Genomic DNA, 13,418 nt, shown 5'->3' on the forward strand with positions numbered 1-13,418 from the left:
TTGTTAAGGAGATATTGAAGGAGGGATTTGAATTGAAAGAAGATCAACAGCCTAAACCATCTTCAGAGTCAGAAGAAACCTTAACGAATCGGCAAGGTCATCCCGTCACAGACAATCAAAATATGAGAACTGTTGGGAATAGAGGACCCACTACGCTTGAAAACTACGATTTCCTAGAGAAAATCAGTCATTTTGATCGTGAACGCATCCCTGAACGTGTTGTGCATGCACGCGGTGCCGGAGCTCACGGTTATTTTGAAGCCTATGGCACATTTGGCGATGAACCGATCTCCACCTATACGAGAGCGAAATTGTTTCAGGAGAAAGGAAAAAAAACGCCTGTTTTCGTTCGTTTTTCTTCTGTGATTCACGGCGGGCATTCGCCAGAAACATTACGCGATCCGAGAGGGTTTGCAATTAAATTTTATACAGAAGAAGGCAACTGGGATCTCGTGGGGAACAACCTGAAAATTTTCTTTATCCGAGATGCTTTAAAATTCCCTGATTTGGTTCATGCCTTTAAGCCAGACCCCGTCACCAATCGTCAGGACGGCGAGCGTATCTTTGATTTTGTCTCACAATCACCTGAAGCGACGCATATGGTGACATTTCTCTTTTCACCGTGGGGCATCCCAGCAACATACCGGCATATGCAAGGCTCAGGTGTCCATGCGTACAAATGGGTGAATCATGAAGGAAAAGCGGTGCTGGTTAAATATCATTTTGAACCGAAACAAGGCATTCGCAATCTGACCCAAGAACAGGCGCAAGCGATTCAGGGAGAAAATTTTAACCATGCCACACAGGATTTATATGAAGCCATTGAGCAAGGAGATTATCCTGAATGGGAGGTATATGCACAGATCATGGAAGATGATGCCCACCCTCACCTCGACTTTGACCCGCTTGATCCGACAAAGCTTTGGTACAAGGATGACTATCCATGGAAACCAATCGGACGGATGGTATTAAACAAAAATCCAGAAAACTATTTCGCAGAAGTCGAGCAGGTTGCCTTTGGGACTGGTGTACTCGTAGATGGTTTGGATTTCTCAGATGATAAATTGCTTCAAGGCCGTACCTTCTCCTACTCTGACACGCAGCGATATCGTGTAGGACCAAACTATTTACAGCTGCCGATCAATGCACCGAAAAAGCAAGTCGCCACCAATCAGAGAGACGGCCAAATGGAATACCATGTCGATCAAGGCAAAGGGCAAAATCCCCATGTGAATTATGAACCATCGATCCTCGGGGGATTAAAAGAAGCCAAACAGGATGGAAAGGATCATACGCCTTTTGTAGAGGGTGAAGTCAAACGAGAAGCCATTGACCGCCCAAACAACTTCGGACAAGCGGGAGAAACGTATCGCCGTTTTAATGATTGGGAGCGAGAGGAACTGATTAAGAACTTAGTCAACACCCTTGCGACATGTCAAAAGGACATTCAAGACCAAATGATCGAAAACTTTACAAAAGCAGACCCTGATTACGGAAAGCGTGTCGCTGACGGTTTAAAAGCCTTTAAACAAGAGCAGCCAAGCGGACCTATCGGCTCTACAGGCGCTGCTCAAGCCGTGGACGAAGCCATCAACAACAGCACACCATCAGATCCTTATTAATGAAAAAAAGAATGCAGCGGCGAGGCTGCATTCTTTTTGTATACATCTATTAAGCATTTTGACCTTTTTTGATCCATTCTGCCACATTCACTGTACGTTTTGCCTGATGTTTCACAGCTGCTTCTGCATCCTCTTGGATTTTTCCATTTTGGTCAACGGTCACACTCACACCGTAAGGGTTGCCCCCTGCACCGTATAAGGAATCATCTGTGTATCCAGGAGCGGCAATAATTGCTCCCCAGTGGAACATTGTCGTATAAAGGCTGAGAACCGTCTGCTCCTGTCCGCCATTTGCATTTTGAGCTGAAGTCATCGCACTGACTGCTTTGTTTGCCAATTTACCTTGGAACCACAAGCCGCCTGTCGTATCTAAGAACTGCTTCATTTGAGCTGGCAGGTTACCGAAACGTGTCGGCATGCTAAAGATGATGGCATCTGCCCACTCTAAATCACTTAATTGAACCTCTGGCACATCCTTTGTTTCGTCTAAATGTGCTTTCCATGCTGGATTTGAAGCTACAACTGCTTCTGGTGCCAATTCAGCAACCTTTAATACTTTAACTTCTGCGCCAGCTTCTTTTGCTCCAGCTTCAGCCCATTTCGCCATCTGATAGTTTGTACCTGTTGAACTATAATAAATAATCGCTAGTTTTACGTTTTCCATTTGATCCATCTCCTTTTGTTTGTTTTGCCCAAAAAGCTTCTGTAAAAATCCCACCTGTATTCCCCACCTTATTTAAAATTGACGACGATACCATAAAGCCGCAGCATCGACTTCTTCTCTCGTTAACTGATGTCCGCGATTTTCCCAATGAAGTGTAACCGATGCGCCTGCACCCTGCAGCAATTGCTCCAGCTCCTGCGATTCCTCTGGACGGCACATTGGGTCATTTTCACCAGCTGCTATAAAGACTTGTTTCCCCGCTAATGAAGGCAATGAAACCCCGCGTCTTGGAACCATTGGATGATGCAGGATGGCTCCTTTTAAAGCATCCCCATAATGGAATAACAAGCTTCCAGCAATGTTTGCCCCATTGGAATATCCGATAGCCACCACATTGTGACGATCAAACCCATATTCATCGGCTGCTTCTCCGATAAATATATACAGCTCCTCTGTACGAGCAATCAAATCCTGCTCATCAAATACGCCCTCTGCCAAACGTCTGAAAAACCGCGGCATGCCGTTTTCTAATACATTCCCTCTCACACTAAGAACAGATGCGTCAGGATCTACTATCTGTGCAAGCGGCAATAAATCTTCTTCCGTCCCGCCAGTTCCATGCAGTAATAGCAGAACAGGTCTTTGTTCATTCTTTCCTTTTCGAAAAAGATGCTTCATCATGAATCTCCTTTCCCTTTAACTTCTCTCACTTCAATTGGCAGTACAATTTGTTCAATCTGACTGCGCTGCGCCTCATATTGCGGTGGCAGTTTCAATGCTTCACCCATTGTTTCCACTGATTCGTCATGTGCAAACCCTGGAGGATCAGTGGCAATCTCAAATAATATGCCCCCAAGTTCTCTAAAATAAATGGCATTGAAGTAATTTCGGTCTTGCACAGGTGTCACTTGATACCCGCTTTGTGCAATATGTCTTTGCCAATCTAATTGGTCCTGATCATCTGTTGCTCTCCATGCAATATGGTGCACAACTCCAACACCCATACGTCCTCGTGGAACAGGTGTGATGTTCACATCAATGACATTGCCTATTTCACCAAACGAACGGAATCTCACATAGTCTCCTTCTGCTCCGACTCTTTCAAGTCCCATCGTTTGCTCTAGCAGCTGCATTGTTTGTTCCGGCTGCGAAGTTAATAAAACAGCTCCGCCAAATCCTTTAATCGCTACATCTGGTGTGACACCGTTAAATGTCCACTCGTTTTGCTTTCCTTCCGCACGCTCTACTAGCTCAATCAATAAGCCGTGTGGGTCTTCAAATGAGAGAAAAGCTTCACCAAAACGTTCAACCATTTCATAAGAAACATTAAACTGCTCAAGACGATCCTTCCAGAAAGAGAAAGCGCCTGTCGGTACGACATATGTCGTCACGCCCACTTGACCTGCACCAATTTGACCTTTTTGTGCTCCCGGCCAAGGGAAAAATGTAATAATGGTCCCTGGAGAGCCGCCTTCATTTCCAAAATATAAATGGTATGTGCCCGGATCATCAAAATTCACGGTCTTCTTCACGAGACGAAGCCCTAAAACACCTGCATAAAAATCAACGTTCTCCTGAGGATGACCCACAATAGCTGTAATATGGTGAATTCCTTCTGTTTTTTTCACTTCTAATGACCTCCTAATCATGAAGTAATAAACCTCTATTCATTATGTCTTTACTGACGTCTTTATATTATCTCGAATTCGAGATATTAAATCAAAAAAATATATTTATCTCGAATTAAGGATATGATGTTTTTAAGTAAATGTCAATGATTTTTGTTTTTTCTTTTAAAAAAGCAGAGCTGCTTTGCCATAAACAGCCCTGCTTTTCCTTGATTATTGCAGCAATTTTTTCTTTTTTAAATAGGCTTTCGCTACCTGAAATGCATCCTTCCCCTTCACATTGACTTCATAATTCATTTCTCTCATCTCATCGTCTGTGATTTGACCCGCAAGCTTATTGAGAGAGGTCTCAATCTCAGGGAATTCAGTTAATGTCTCCTGCCTGAGCAGCGGTGCTCCTTGATATGGCGGGAAAACATGCTGATCATCATCAAGCACCTTTAATTTGTATTGTCTCAATTCACTATCTGTCGAATACGCATCGACCAAATTGATATCCCCTTTTTGAATCGCTCGATAACGAAGCTTTGGCTCCATCGTCACGACATCATCAAAGGAAAATTGATAGGCTTTTTGAATGCCTCGATACCCATCCTGACGATCAGAAAACTCTAAGGTGAATCCAGCTTTTATACGGTTTTTGATCTTACCTAGATCTGAAATGTTGGACACCTTATATTGATCAGCCAGTGACTGCGGTACGGCTAAAGCATACGTATTGTTGTATGCCATGGGCTCAAGAAGGCGGAGCTGAAAGGATGATTCCAATCCACGCCGAGCTTGCTCATACACTTTTACTTTATCTGTGCTTTTTGCTGTTTCCTTGAGGAATTCAGAAATCGCTGTACCCGTAAACTCAGGATAAATGTCGATATCACCAGAGCGTAAAGCCTGAAAAACAAAGGACGTCTTACCAAGACCAGGCTTCAGGTTCACTTGAATATCTGTATCCTGTTCAATTAAAAGCTTATACATCGAGATCAAAATCTCAGGCTCTGAACCTAACTTTCCGCCAATGGTGATTTCTTTCTTTTCTTGCTGAAACAGCACGGGGGAAGCGACAACTGCTCCAGCAATCAGAGCAAAAACAGTCACAGAGATCACCGTCTTTTTAAAGGAAATCTTCTCAAAGGTTCGCAGCACCACATCAAATAAGAGTGCGAGTAAAGCAGCTGGTATCGCACCAATGACAATGAGCGACATATCATTTCGATCAATTCCCAGCAGGATTAAGCTTCCTAATCCCCCAGCCCCGATCAGTGCGGCCAGAGTGGCCGTTCCCACAATGAGAACCATCCCGGTTCGGATACCCGCCATGATCACTGGCATCGCAAGAGGGAGCTCCACCTTTAATAACCGTTTGCGATGATTCATCCCCATAGCAAGCGCCGCTTCTCTCAGAGAAGGATCAACCTCCTGAATGCCTGTATATGTATTTCTTAAAATAGGGAGTAAGGCATAGACCACAAGCGCAATAATCGCAGGCACTTGCCCAATCCCCACGAGAGGAATCAGCAAGCCAAGCAGTGCGAGCGACGGAATTGTTTGCAAGACAGCCGTCACCCCGATGACCCACTCCGCTAGCTTTGGAACCCTTGTTAAATAGATACCTAATGGAATGGCAATCAAAATCGCTAAAAATAAAGCAATAAAAGAAATTTGAATATGCTCAAGTAAGGCGTGTCCCAATTGTTCTTTTCGTTCCCATAACACACGGGTCCAATCATTCATGTGAATCGCCCCTCTCTCTAGGAGAATCAGCTAAAAACTGAATCACTGCTTGACGGTTCACTAGTCCTATCCGATCTCCATTCTTTTCAACAGCCAATTCCTCGTGCCTTGCCAATTGAGATAAGACTTCATCCAGTGTGGCACGTGCTGAGACCGCCTCATAGGATAAAAGAGCTTCGTGAGCCATCGGTTGCGCCAAGGTTTCCAGCTCAAATGCTTGATGTCCTACATGATGGGCAGCCCCTGAGACAAACTCCTGTACAAAGGCATTGGCTGGTTGCTGAACCAATTCCTCAGGACGTCCGATCTGCACTACTTTTCCTTCATTCATCACACAAATTCGATCACCCAGCTTCATAGCTTCCTGCATATCATGCGTCACAAAAACAATGGTTTTTTGAATCCGGCGCTGCAAATCAAGCAGATCATCCTGCAATTTCTCCCTCGTTAGTGGATCTAACGCACTAAAAGGTTCATCCATCAGGACAATCTCAGGATCAGCTGCAAGTGCACGTGCCACACCGACACGCTGCTGCTGCCCACCAGAAAGCTCTGCTGGCTTTCGATGTCGATACACAGCAGGATCAAGCCCAACCATCAACATGAGTTCATCGACACGCTGATTGGTCTCATTCCGGCTCCATTGTTTAAGCTCTGGCACCACAGCAATATTTTCTTCTATGGTCATATGAGGAAAAAGCGCAATTTGCTGTAGAACATAACCGATATCCCAGCGCAGCTCATACATATCATAATCACTTATTTTTTGACCTTTTATGTAAATCTCACCTTCTGTTGAAGAAATGAGACGATTGATCATTTTCAATGTCGTCGTTTTCCCGCTGCCACTAGGTCCAATCAATACAAAAAACTCACCTTGCTGAATTTCCAAATCAACAGATTGAACGGCATAGCGCTCATCAGAAAATTGCATCGATACCTTTTTAAATTCAATCATCTTCCCACGCCCTGACTGCAATTATTTTCTAGACTACCAATATGACAGATCAACCTCATATTTGTATAGAATAAACTGTCACTTTAACATACTTCCCCTCGGTTGACTGCCAAAAACAGTTCTAGCAAAAATAGATGAGGTTCTTAGTGAGACAAATAAAAAAAGCGAAGAGCTCGGGGCTCTCCGCTTTTTAAGTCAACGACTTACTCACCAGTAACGTATGGAAGTAATGCCATTTGACGTGATCTTTTGATCGCTAATGTCAATTTACGTTGATACTTAGCGCTAGTTCCTGTTACACGACGAGGTAAAATTTTACCACGCTCAGAAACAAACTTTCTAAGAAGATCAACATCTTTGTAATCGATGTGCGTGATACCGTTAGAAGTAAAGAAACATACTTTACGACGTTTCGCACGACCGCCTCTGCGTCCACCTGCCATTTGTTTTCACACCTTTCCTTTAGTCATTTTTTCAGATCAATTAGAATGGCAAATCATCATCGGAGATGTCAATCGGTTTACCATCGTTCGCAAATGGGTCATCATTGAAGCTATTTCCCTGATTACGATTTTGGTTGTTTTGATTGCCATATGGATTTTGACTTGGTTCATTTCCAAATGGATTCTGATCGTTTTGGCTGCCGCCATAATACTGGCCTCCGCTATTGCCACCGCCGCTGTATCCACCTGAACCAGCACCGCCGCTCTTAGGCTCAAGAAATTGAACACTTTCAGCTTGAACTTCTGTCACGAAGACACGCTGTCCTTGCTGATTTTCATAGTTTCTTGTCTGCAAACGACCGTCTACACCGGCAAGACTTCCTTTTTTCAAGAAATTAGCCACGTTCTCGGCTTGTCTTCTCCAAGTAACACAGTTAATGAAATCGGCTTCACGCTCTCCAGATTGATTCGTAAACGTACGATTCACAGCTAGAGTAAACGTGGCTACAGCCGCACCATTAGGCGTGTAGCGAAGCTCAGGGTCTTTTGTTAGTCTTCCGACCAATACAACACGGTTTAGCATATTGAAAGACCACCTTTAAATATATATTTCAATGATTTATACTTCTTCTTTAACAACAATGTGGCGAATGATATCGTCACTGATCTTAGCTAAGCGGTCAAATTCTTGAACTGCTGCAGCGTCAGATTGAACGTTTACGATTTGGTAGAAACCGTCACGGAAATCGTTGATTTCGTATGCAAGACGACGTTTACCCCAATCCTTTGTTCCAGTGATCTCCGCACCGTTAGAAGTTAACACGTTATTGAAACGCTCGATAACTGCTTTTTTAGCCTCATCGTCAACTGTTGGGCGGATGATGTACATAACTTCGTACTTTCTCATCTGATTGCACCTCCTTTTGGTCTAAGCGGCCCTAAACGGGCAAGGAGCAATAAATTATATTACTCACAATTGTATATTATAACAAATCACTTGGCCTATGACAAGAACCTATACGTTAAAACGGAAATGAATGACGTCTCCATCTTTCACTACATATTCTTTACCTTCTAGACGAACTTTCCCTGCTTCTTTAGCAGCAGACATGCTTCCGCCAGCTAGTAAATCCTCATACGCAACCGTTTCAGCACGAATAAATCCACGCTCGAAGTCTGTGTGGATGATTCCAGCACATTCTGGCGCTTTCATTCCTTTTTTAAATGTCCAAGCACGTACCTCTTGCTCACCTGCTGTGAAATACGTAGCTAATCCTAGAAGAGAATAAGATGCTCTAATTAGCTGATCAAGCCCAGACTCATTAATACCAAGCTCTTCAAGGAACATTTGCTTCTCTTCTCCTTCAAGCTCTGCAATTTCAGACTCGATCTTCGCACAAACGACGATGACTTCAGCGTTTTCACCAGAAGCAAACTCACGGATTTGCTGCACATATTCGTTGCCGTCATGATCCGCTACTTCATCCTCACTCACGTTTGCTACATAAAGAACTGGTTTAGATGTGAGTAAATGGAGCTGTTTCACAAGCTTTTGCTGCTCATCTGTAAATTCTACAGATCTTGCCGATTTCCCAGCTTCAAATGCGGTCATTAGCTTCGACAAAATCTCAAATTCAGCTACTGCTTCCTTGTCCTTTTGTTTTGCAAGCTTGCTCACACGAGCTAAACGCTTTTCAACTGTTTCTAAATCAGCCAAAATCAATTCGAGATTAATTGTTTCAATATCTGCAACAGGATCAACCTTACCAGCTACGTGTGTAATGTTATCGTCTGCAAAAGCTCTAACCACGTGACAAATCGCATCTACTTGACGAATATGAGAAAGGAATTTATTCCCTAAACCTTCACCTTTAGATGCACCTTTGACAATACCCGCAATATCAGTGAATTCGAAAGCAGTGGGAACTGTCTTTTTCGGCTGCACCAATTCTGTTAGCTTTTGTAAACGCTCGTCTGGAACTTCTACAATTCCGACGTTTGGATCAATGGTACAAAACGGATAGTTAGCAGACTCCGCTCCAGCCTGTGTAATTGCATTAAATAGCGTTGACTTCCCGACGTTAGGTAAGCCAACAATACCAGCTGTTAAAGCCATTCTTTCATCTCCTCTATATCAAACGTGCTCGTTATACTGCGTAATATGAACCTAGAGCAATTATAAGTAGGTTTACATGAAAAGACAAGCTAACCATCATGCATTTTCAATAGAAGAAACATCGTCAAAATGAATAAATCAATGCTTCAAAACGGGAAATTGCACCTGGCTTTGCTGTAGAAAAGACAAATTTAATAAAAAAAGCATGAGGCCTACTTAAGCAGTTGGCTCCTCATGCTTGACGAGAATTTTCTTCATTTTTCGTTCAAAATCTCTTCTTGGGATCATCACGCTGTGTCCGCAGCCTTCACATTTAATACGGATATCCATGCCCAAACGAATGACCTTCCACCGATTGGCACCACATGGATGGGGCTTTTTCATCTCAACAACATCATGTAACCCAAACGCTTTGTCTGCCATCAGCCTTCACCTCTCTTGCTCACTTCATTGCATCTATTGTACAAAAAAACGGCGATGGAGGGCAATGCACAAAACAAAGAGTCTCTTTCAATCGTTCATCCTATTCTTTTTTAAAGAAAAAACCCTTCTTTTAGATCATTTTATTTGTGACCAATAGTTACTTAAACTCCGCTTTTTTTCAATATTGTCACAAACACTGTAGGTCAAAAGGTTTTTATTGGTAGAACGCGGTGGTTTTTCCATATTTTTTGATTTATGATATCTGCATAAATGTTATGTGAGGGAGCAGGTACGATGGTCAATCGAAAGGATAGATTAACTGATAAAGACTATAAAATCATATCCGATCATGCTGGAAATATCGACAATTACCAGCAGCACCATACGATAGAAATAGGTCAGCAAACACTCACTGTCCACGATTTTCTAAAAATCGATCAAAAATTATATGGTTTAACGATGCAACCGGAACAATCAGACGAATTCATCGTCGCTTTTCACTGTCCGCTGCCACATCAAATGACAGTGACATCTAAGCAAGATGTACACAACGCTGCACAGTCATTACTCAAAACAGATTATGCCTATCCAATTGAAAGAAAGTCCCTTGACAGCAATCAAGAACATGTCTTTTTTAAAGGGAAGGAATACATAGAGAAAGTCTGTCAGAAGCATCCGAATGCAGGTATCCATCTCACTGGACAAGCACTTGCCGGTGCTGTTTGTGCTTATGTTGCAACAGAACAGCCAGCTGTCAAAAAAGCCGTCACTTTTGACAGCCCAAATATATGGAGCAGTCTATCGCCTTCGATTCAGCAAAAGGCGCAGCAAGGTCAATATACACACATGTTGACTGAATATATTCAGCCTAGTCATTACGTCGGTTTACTCAATCGTCATGATCAAGGGGTTGGACAAGTCAAGTACACCGTACCGCCAAAGCAGCAAGGCTCAGTCCAAGAATCCGTTAAATACAAAAAAAGAGAAATAGACACCTTTTTAAAATCAGCTTTTGCATCTATGAATATAGAATGGAACGAATCCTTTGATACAAATGCTTTTTTAGCTCTCGTTTCAGGAGAATTTAAAGAAAATGGATATTCATTCCATCCGAATGGATCTGCCCGTATTTTAGATGAACAGCTTGATCATAATACAAGTTTTACAGCCATGCTGCTGCAAGAAATTCATTCTGGACGTGCATATGCACAAAGCGGACTTGAAATTATCATAAAATCCCATTTACTGAAAAATTCATCCTATGATCTGCAAAGTATTATTGAACATGAAGTACACACTGTATTTGAAAAAATCGATGGAATTGATGAAAGCGTAAAAGACGCCGTTCATCATGTAAAACAAGAGCTCAAAGGACTCGTCGGCTTTGGCCACTATGATTTATTAAGTCATAGTGATGTGGAAGCACTCGTAGAGGAAGTGAGAATGGAACAGACCCATTCCTCCTTTTATTCACACGAAAAACAACTGAATGCCTTGTACACCCTGAGAGATTACGAACAAGAGCTTTCTACCCTTTCAAGACATATGTACACAATGGGTGATGACTACGCCAAGGCAGATAGACGCCTTGCGGTGCAAATGGGTATTCATTAAGAAAGGAGTCATCGCATGATCAATCAAAATAAACCTCCTAGTGACGCCCAGCGTTTCTTGCAAAATGTGAGTGCCCGCCGCTCCATGTCTGTATTTGAAAATCAATCGGCACCACACACACAAACACAGTCTCCTGAAGAAATTGCCGCCATTCAGGCCATGCGCAGAGAAGGACAGCGTAAGGATTTAAAACGGCTGCTCAAAATGCGGCTGCACGACGAATTAGCAAATACACGCGTGCACTTGGAGTATCAGTTGGCTAAAACAGAAGACATGATAAACCAGACGACCATTGTCAAACAACACATTTCCCAGCATTTAAAGGGACAGGCCATTTCTGAATTAGAGGATCGCCTCCAGCGTCTTAAACAAATGCCTGTCTACGATGACATCAAAGAAGCTATTGATTCAATTCAGATCAAATAAGCACAGCTCTTAAAAAGAGAGGTGCTTATTTTATTTTATCAATATAATTTTTAGGGCGAGAAAATATCTTTTTACTTAAAATCGGATACAGCATTAAACAGACGAGCAAATAAAGATTCAACAAACTATAAATTGGATACAAGAAAGCAATCAAATCAGCAAATCCAAGAGATGTTAAAGGTGCCATCAAAAGAAGCATTACCAATACAACCAGCCAGCGGGGCATTCGTACAAAAGAAAGCATCCGGCTGGATAATCCAAATAAACCTGCTGCCGTCGTCGTATAAATGGCTAGACAAAGGACAACCGTCATAAACACAAACAAAGACGCCGGCGCCCCTTCTAATACTGTAAACAAAGGAATTCCCTCTGCTGAAAGGCTTCCAGAAATATCAACCAGTATTTCGTTATACACATACGAGATGACACCAAAAATGAGACCGCTTAATATACTCGCCACTTTGGCTTCCCCAAGCCCCTTCATTTCTTTCCCAACCGAAGACAGCACTGCCACAACGGATAATATATTCAAAGAAGCAAAGACAATGCTGGCAGGCCAATTGTACTGCTGTCCAAAATCAATCCGCCACATATGATCATGGTTCATATAATAAAAAACAAACGCATAGATGAGCCCTGCCACCAAAATTGGTATAATGAAAGCATTCACAGATAAAAGCCCTTTCACATCCCAGAAAAAAATCATAAACGAAAACAAACAGAACGCGCCGATGCCAATCCAAAAAGGCACATGATACATCTCAAGAGTCACCCCGCCGCCGGCAATCATGACCGTCGTTGTCGTGAATAAATAAAGGACAATTAACACGTCATACACCTTAGCCAGCCATGGACCGACAAGCCGCTCCAGCACTGGCACAAAGTGATCGGCACGCACCTCATAACTGATTTTTAACACCACATAGGTAGACAGCATAAACATCAATGTAAACAGTAGAATGGCTAGTCCGCTATCAATGCCAAAAAACTGCCAAATTTCCTGGCCGGAAGCATATCCCGCTCCTATTAAGCTTCCTAAAATTAAAAGCGTCCACCTTGAACCAGCCTTCCACACAATCATCACCTCATAGGTATAGAATTAAGCTTGTTTCCGTATACTGTTACTAACTACTATGACAAGGAAGTGAGACCTATGAATAGCAAGAACGGTCTTTTTTTTAGAAATAGGGTGAAAGAATACGTGTCCCATACGGATACAAATGCCATTCAACAGCTTAAAAGTATTTTATTCTCGCATCTTCAGAAAGCAGGAAAAAGACCCGTTGCCATCGTTTGTATTGGAACAGACCGCTCAACCGGCGACTCTCTAGGTCCACTTGTTGGTACAAAGCTTTCAGGTCTGAATTTGAAAAAGCTTCATGTATATGGAACACTCTCTGATCCAGTGCATGCAGTCAATTTAAAAGAAAAACTCGCTGAAATTGAACAAGCTCATAAACACCCGTTTATTGTAGCGGTTGATGCCTGTTTAGGAAGAGTGAAAAGTGTCGGTTCCTTCCAAATTGGAGATGGACCGTTAAAGCCCGGGGCTGGTGTGCAAAAAGAACTGCCAGAGGTAGGAGATATTCATATTAATGGAATCGTCAATGTGAGTGGTTTCATGGAATACTTCGTTCTCCAAAACACACGTCTTCATCTAGTCATGTCTATGGCCAATACACTTTCTGAAAGTCTATCTCACATTGACCAAATGGATTGGACAAGAGAAAAAAGCCGGTCTCTTTTCACCCCTATTCAAAATATCACTGGGCGAATATAAAAAAGACCATCCT

The 13,418-nt window shown here is 42.6% G+C and carries 15 protein-coding genes; 4 read left to right on the forward strand and 11 right to left on the reverse strand.

Features of this window, described 5'->3' with window-relative positions; translation table 11 throughout:
* The first annotated feature begins 122 nt into the window (after positions 1 to 122).
* Complete coding sequence (gene katX, locus AC3WTB_RS10240; protein WP_235354832.1) at positions 123 to 1,622, forward strand: catalase KatX; 1,500 nt, start codon at positions 123 to 125, stop codon at positions 1,620 to 1,622.
* 49 nt (positions 1,623 to 1,671) lie between these two features.
* Here the strand turns inward: katX and wrbA are convergent, their stop codons facing one another.
* The 10 genes from wrbA to AC3WTB_RS10290 all read right to left on the reverse strand — a co-directional run bounded on the left by wrbA (position 1,672) and on the right by AC3WTB_RS10290 (position 9,585).
* A complete protein-coding gene (wrbA, locus tag AC3WTB_RS10245) occupies positions 1,672 to 2,286 on the reverse strand; it encodes an NAD(P)H:quinone oxidoreductase (RefSeq protein ID WP_034283654.1) in 615 nt (204 codons plus the stop codon).
* A 72-nt stretch (positions 2,287 to 2,358) separates the two neighbouring features.
* Entirely contained in the window at positions 2,359 to 2,967 is a 609-nt protein-coding gene (locus tag AC3WTB_RS10250) for an alpha/beta hydrolase (RefSeq protein WP_251180842.1), read from the reverse strand.
* Positions 2,964 to 3,935: a ring-cleaving dioxygenase gene (locus AC3WTB_RS10255; protein ID WP_039182911.1), complete on the reverse strand. Its 972-nt coding sequence runs from the start codon at positions 3,933 to 3,935 to the stop codon at positions 2,964 to 2,966. Before AC3WTB_RS10255 ends, AC3WTB_RS10250 begins: the two co-directional genes overlap by 4 nt.
* Before the next feature lie 192 nt (positions 3,936 to 4,127).
* Complete coding sequence (opuFB, locus tag AC3WTB_RS10260; protein WP_338593747.1) at positions 4,128 to 5,645, reverse strand: osmoprotectant update ABC transporter permease/substrate-binding subunit OpuFB; 1,518 nt, start codon at positions 5,643 to 5,645, stop codon at positions 4,128 to 4,130.
* Positions 5,638 to 6,603, reverse strand: coding sequence for an ABC transporter ATP-binding protein (locus AC3WTB_RS10265; protein ID WP_366206522.1), 966 nt, complete (start codon positions 6,601 to 6,603; stop codon positions 5,638 to 5,640). The genes opuFB and AC3WTB_RS10265 overlap by 8 nt, the downstream gene beginning before the upstream one ends.
* A 203-nt stretch (positions 6,604 to 6,806) precedes the next feature.
* The gene (gene rpsR / locus AC3WTB_RS10270; protein WP_008359105.1) at positions 6,807 to 7,046 is read right to left on the reverse strand and encodes a 30S ribosomal protein S18; all 240 of its coding nucleotides are present in this window, start codon (positions 7,044 to 7,046) and stop codon (positions 6,807 to 6,809) included.
* Between the two features lie 40 nt (positions 7,047 to 7,086).
* Positions 7,087 to 7,629 carry a single-stranded DNA-binding protein SsbA gene (ssbA, locus tag AC3WTB_RS10275; RefSeq protein ID WP_007497456.1) on the reverse strand — a complete coding sequence of 181 codons (543 nt, stop codon included), beginning with the start codon at positions 7,627 to 7,629 and terminating at the stop codon, positions 7,087 to 7,089.
* A gap of 36 nt (positions 7,630 to 7,665) precedes the next feature.
* Complete coding sequence (rpsF, locus tag AC3WTB_RS10280; protein ID WP_024424058.1) at positions 7,666 to 7,953, reverse strand: 30S ribosomal protein S6; 288 nt, start codon at positions 7,951 to 7,953, stop codon at positions 7,666 to 7,668.
* A gap of 108 nt (positions 7,954 to 8,061) precedes the next feature.
* Positions 8,062 to 9,162 (reverse strand): redox-regulated ATPase YchF, encoded by a 1,101-nt coding sequence (ychF, locus tag AC3WTB_RS10285; RefSeq protein WP_058837887.1) that lies wholly within the window; start codon positions 9,160 to 9,162, stop codon positions 8,062 to 8,064.
* Positions 9,163 to 9,378: 216 nt separating this feature from the next.
* Complete coding sequence (locus tag AC3WTB_RS10290; RefSeq protein ID WP_008347561.1) at positions 9,379 to 9,585, reverse strand: DUF951 domain-containing protein; 207 nt, start codon at positions 9,583 to 9,585, stop codon at positions 9,379 to 9,381.
* A 294-nt stretch (positions 9,586 to 9,879) separates the two neighbouring features.
* Between AC3WTB_RS10290 and AC3WTB_RS10295 the strand changes: the two genes are divergently transcribed.
* Positions 9,880 to 11,199, forward strand: a complete 1,320-nt coding sequence (locus tag AC3WTB_RS10295) for a hydrolase (protein ID WP_144468188.1) — start codon at positions 9,880 to 9,882, stop codon at positions 11,197 to 11,199.
* Positions 11,200 to 11,214: 15 nt separating this feature from the next.
* Positions 11,215 to 11,625: a hypothetical protein gene (locus tag AC3WTB_RS10300; protein ID WP_039182926.1), complete on the forward strand. Its 411-nt coding sequence runs from the start codon at positions 11,215 to 11,217 to the stop codon at positions 11,623 to 11,625.
* Positions 11,626 to 11,650: 25 nt separating this feature from the next.
* Here AC3WTB_RS10300 and AC3WTB_RS10305 read toward each other — a convergent pair whose 3' ends face one another.
* On the reverse strand, positions 11,651 to 12,706 hold the full coding sequence (locus AC3WTB_RS10305; protein WP_080967203.1) for a YkvI family membrane protein: 1,056 nt from the start codon (positions 12,704 to 12,706) through the stop codon (positions 11,651 to 11,653).
* Between the two features lie 72 nt (positions 12,707 to 12,778).
* On the opposite strand from AC3WTB_RS10305, the gene yyaC reads away from it, so the two are divergent.
* The gene (gene yyaC, locus AC3WTB_RS10310; RefSeq protein WP_058837885.1) at positions 12,779 to 13,405 is read left to right on the forward strand and encodes a spore protease YyaC; all 627 of its coding nucleotides are present in this window, start codon (positions 12,779 to 12,781) and stop codon (positions 13,403 to 13,405) included.
* Positions 13,406 to 13,418 lie beyond the last annotated feature (13 nt).

The sequence above is a fragment of the Bacillus sp. EB106-04-04-XG123 genome (genome assembly GCF_058791855.1).

Excerpts from the sequence above, each read along its gene's own strand:
- katX (WP_235354832.1), top strand. The coding sequence starts at position 123 with ATGAGAACTGTTGGGAATAGAGGACCCACTACGCTTGAAAACTACGAT.
- wrbA (WP_034283654.1), bottom strand. The coding sequence starts at position 2,286 with ATGGAAAACGTAAAACTAGCGATTATTTATTATAGTTCAACAGGTACA.
- AC3WTB_RS10250 (WP_251180842.1), bottom strand. The coding sequence starts at position 2,967 with ATGATGAAGCATCTTTTTCGAAAAGGAAAGAATGAACAAAGACCTGTT.
- AC3WTB_RS10255 (WP_039182911.1), bottom strand. The coding sequence starts at position 3,935 with ATGATTAGGAGGTCATTAGAAGTGAAAAAAACAGAAGGAATTCACCAT.
- opuFB (WP_338593747.1), bottom strand. The coding sequence starts at position 5,645 with ATGAATGATTGGACCCGTGTGTTATGGGAACGAAAAGAACAATTGGGA.
- AC3WTB_RS10265 (WP_366206522.1), bottom strand. The coding sequence starts at position 6,603 with ATGATTGAATTTAAAAAGGTATCGATGCAATTTTCTGATGAGCGCTAT.
- rpsR (WP_008359105.1), bottom strand. The coding sequence starts at position 7,046 with ATGGCAGGTGGACGCAGAGGCGGTCGTGCGAAACGTCGTAAAGTATGT.
- ssbA (WP_007497456.1), bottom strand. The coding sequence starts at position 7,629 with ATGCTAAACCGTGTTGTATTGGTCGGAAGACTAACAAAAGACCCTGAG.
- rpsF (WP_024424058.1), bottom strand. The coding sequence starts at position 7,953 with ATGAGAAAGTACGAAGTTATGTACATCATCCGCCCAACAGTTGACGAT.
- ychF (WP_058837887.1), bottom strand. The coding sequence starts at position 9,162 with ATGGCTTTAACAGCTGGTATTGTTGGCTTACCTAACGTCGGGAAGTCA.
- AC3WTB_RS10290 (WP_008347561.1), bottom strand. The coding sequence starts at position 9,585 with ATGGCAGACAAAGCGTTTGGGTTACATGATGTTGTTGAGATGAAAAAG.
- AC3WTB_RS10295 (WP_144468188.1), top strand. The coding sequence starts at position 9,880 with ATGGTCAATCGAAAGGATAGATTAACTGATAAAGACTATAAAATCATA.
- AC3WTB_RS10300 (WP_039182926.1), top strand. The coding sequence starts at position 11,215 with ATGATCAATCAAAATAAACCTCCTAGTGACGCCCAGCGTTTCTTGCAA.
- AC3WTB_RS10305 (WP_080967203.1), bottom strand. The coding sequence starts at position 12,706 with ATGATTGTGTGGAAGGCTGGTTCAAGGTGGACGCTTTTAATTTTAGGA.
- yyaC (WP_058837885.1), top strand. The coding sequence starts at position 12,779 with ATGAATAGCAAGAACGGTCTTTTTTTTAGAAATAGGGTGAAAGAATAC.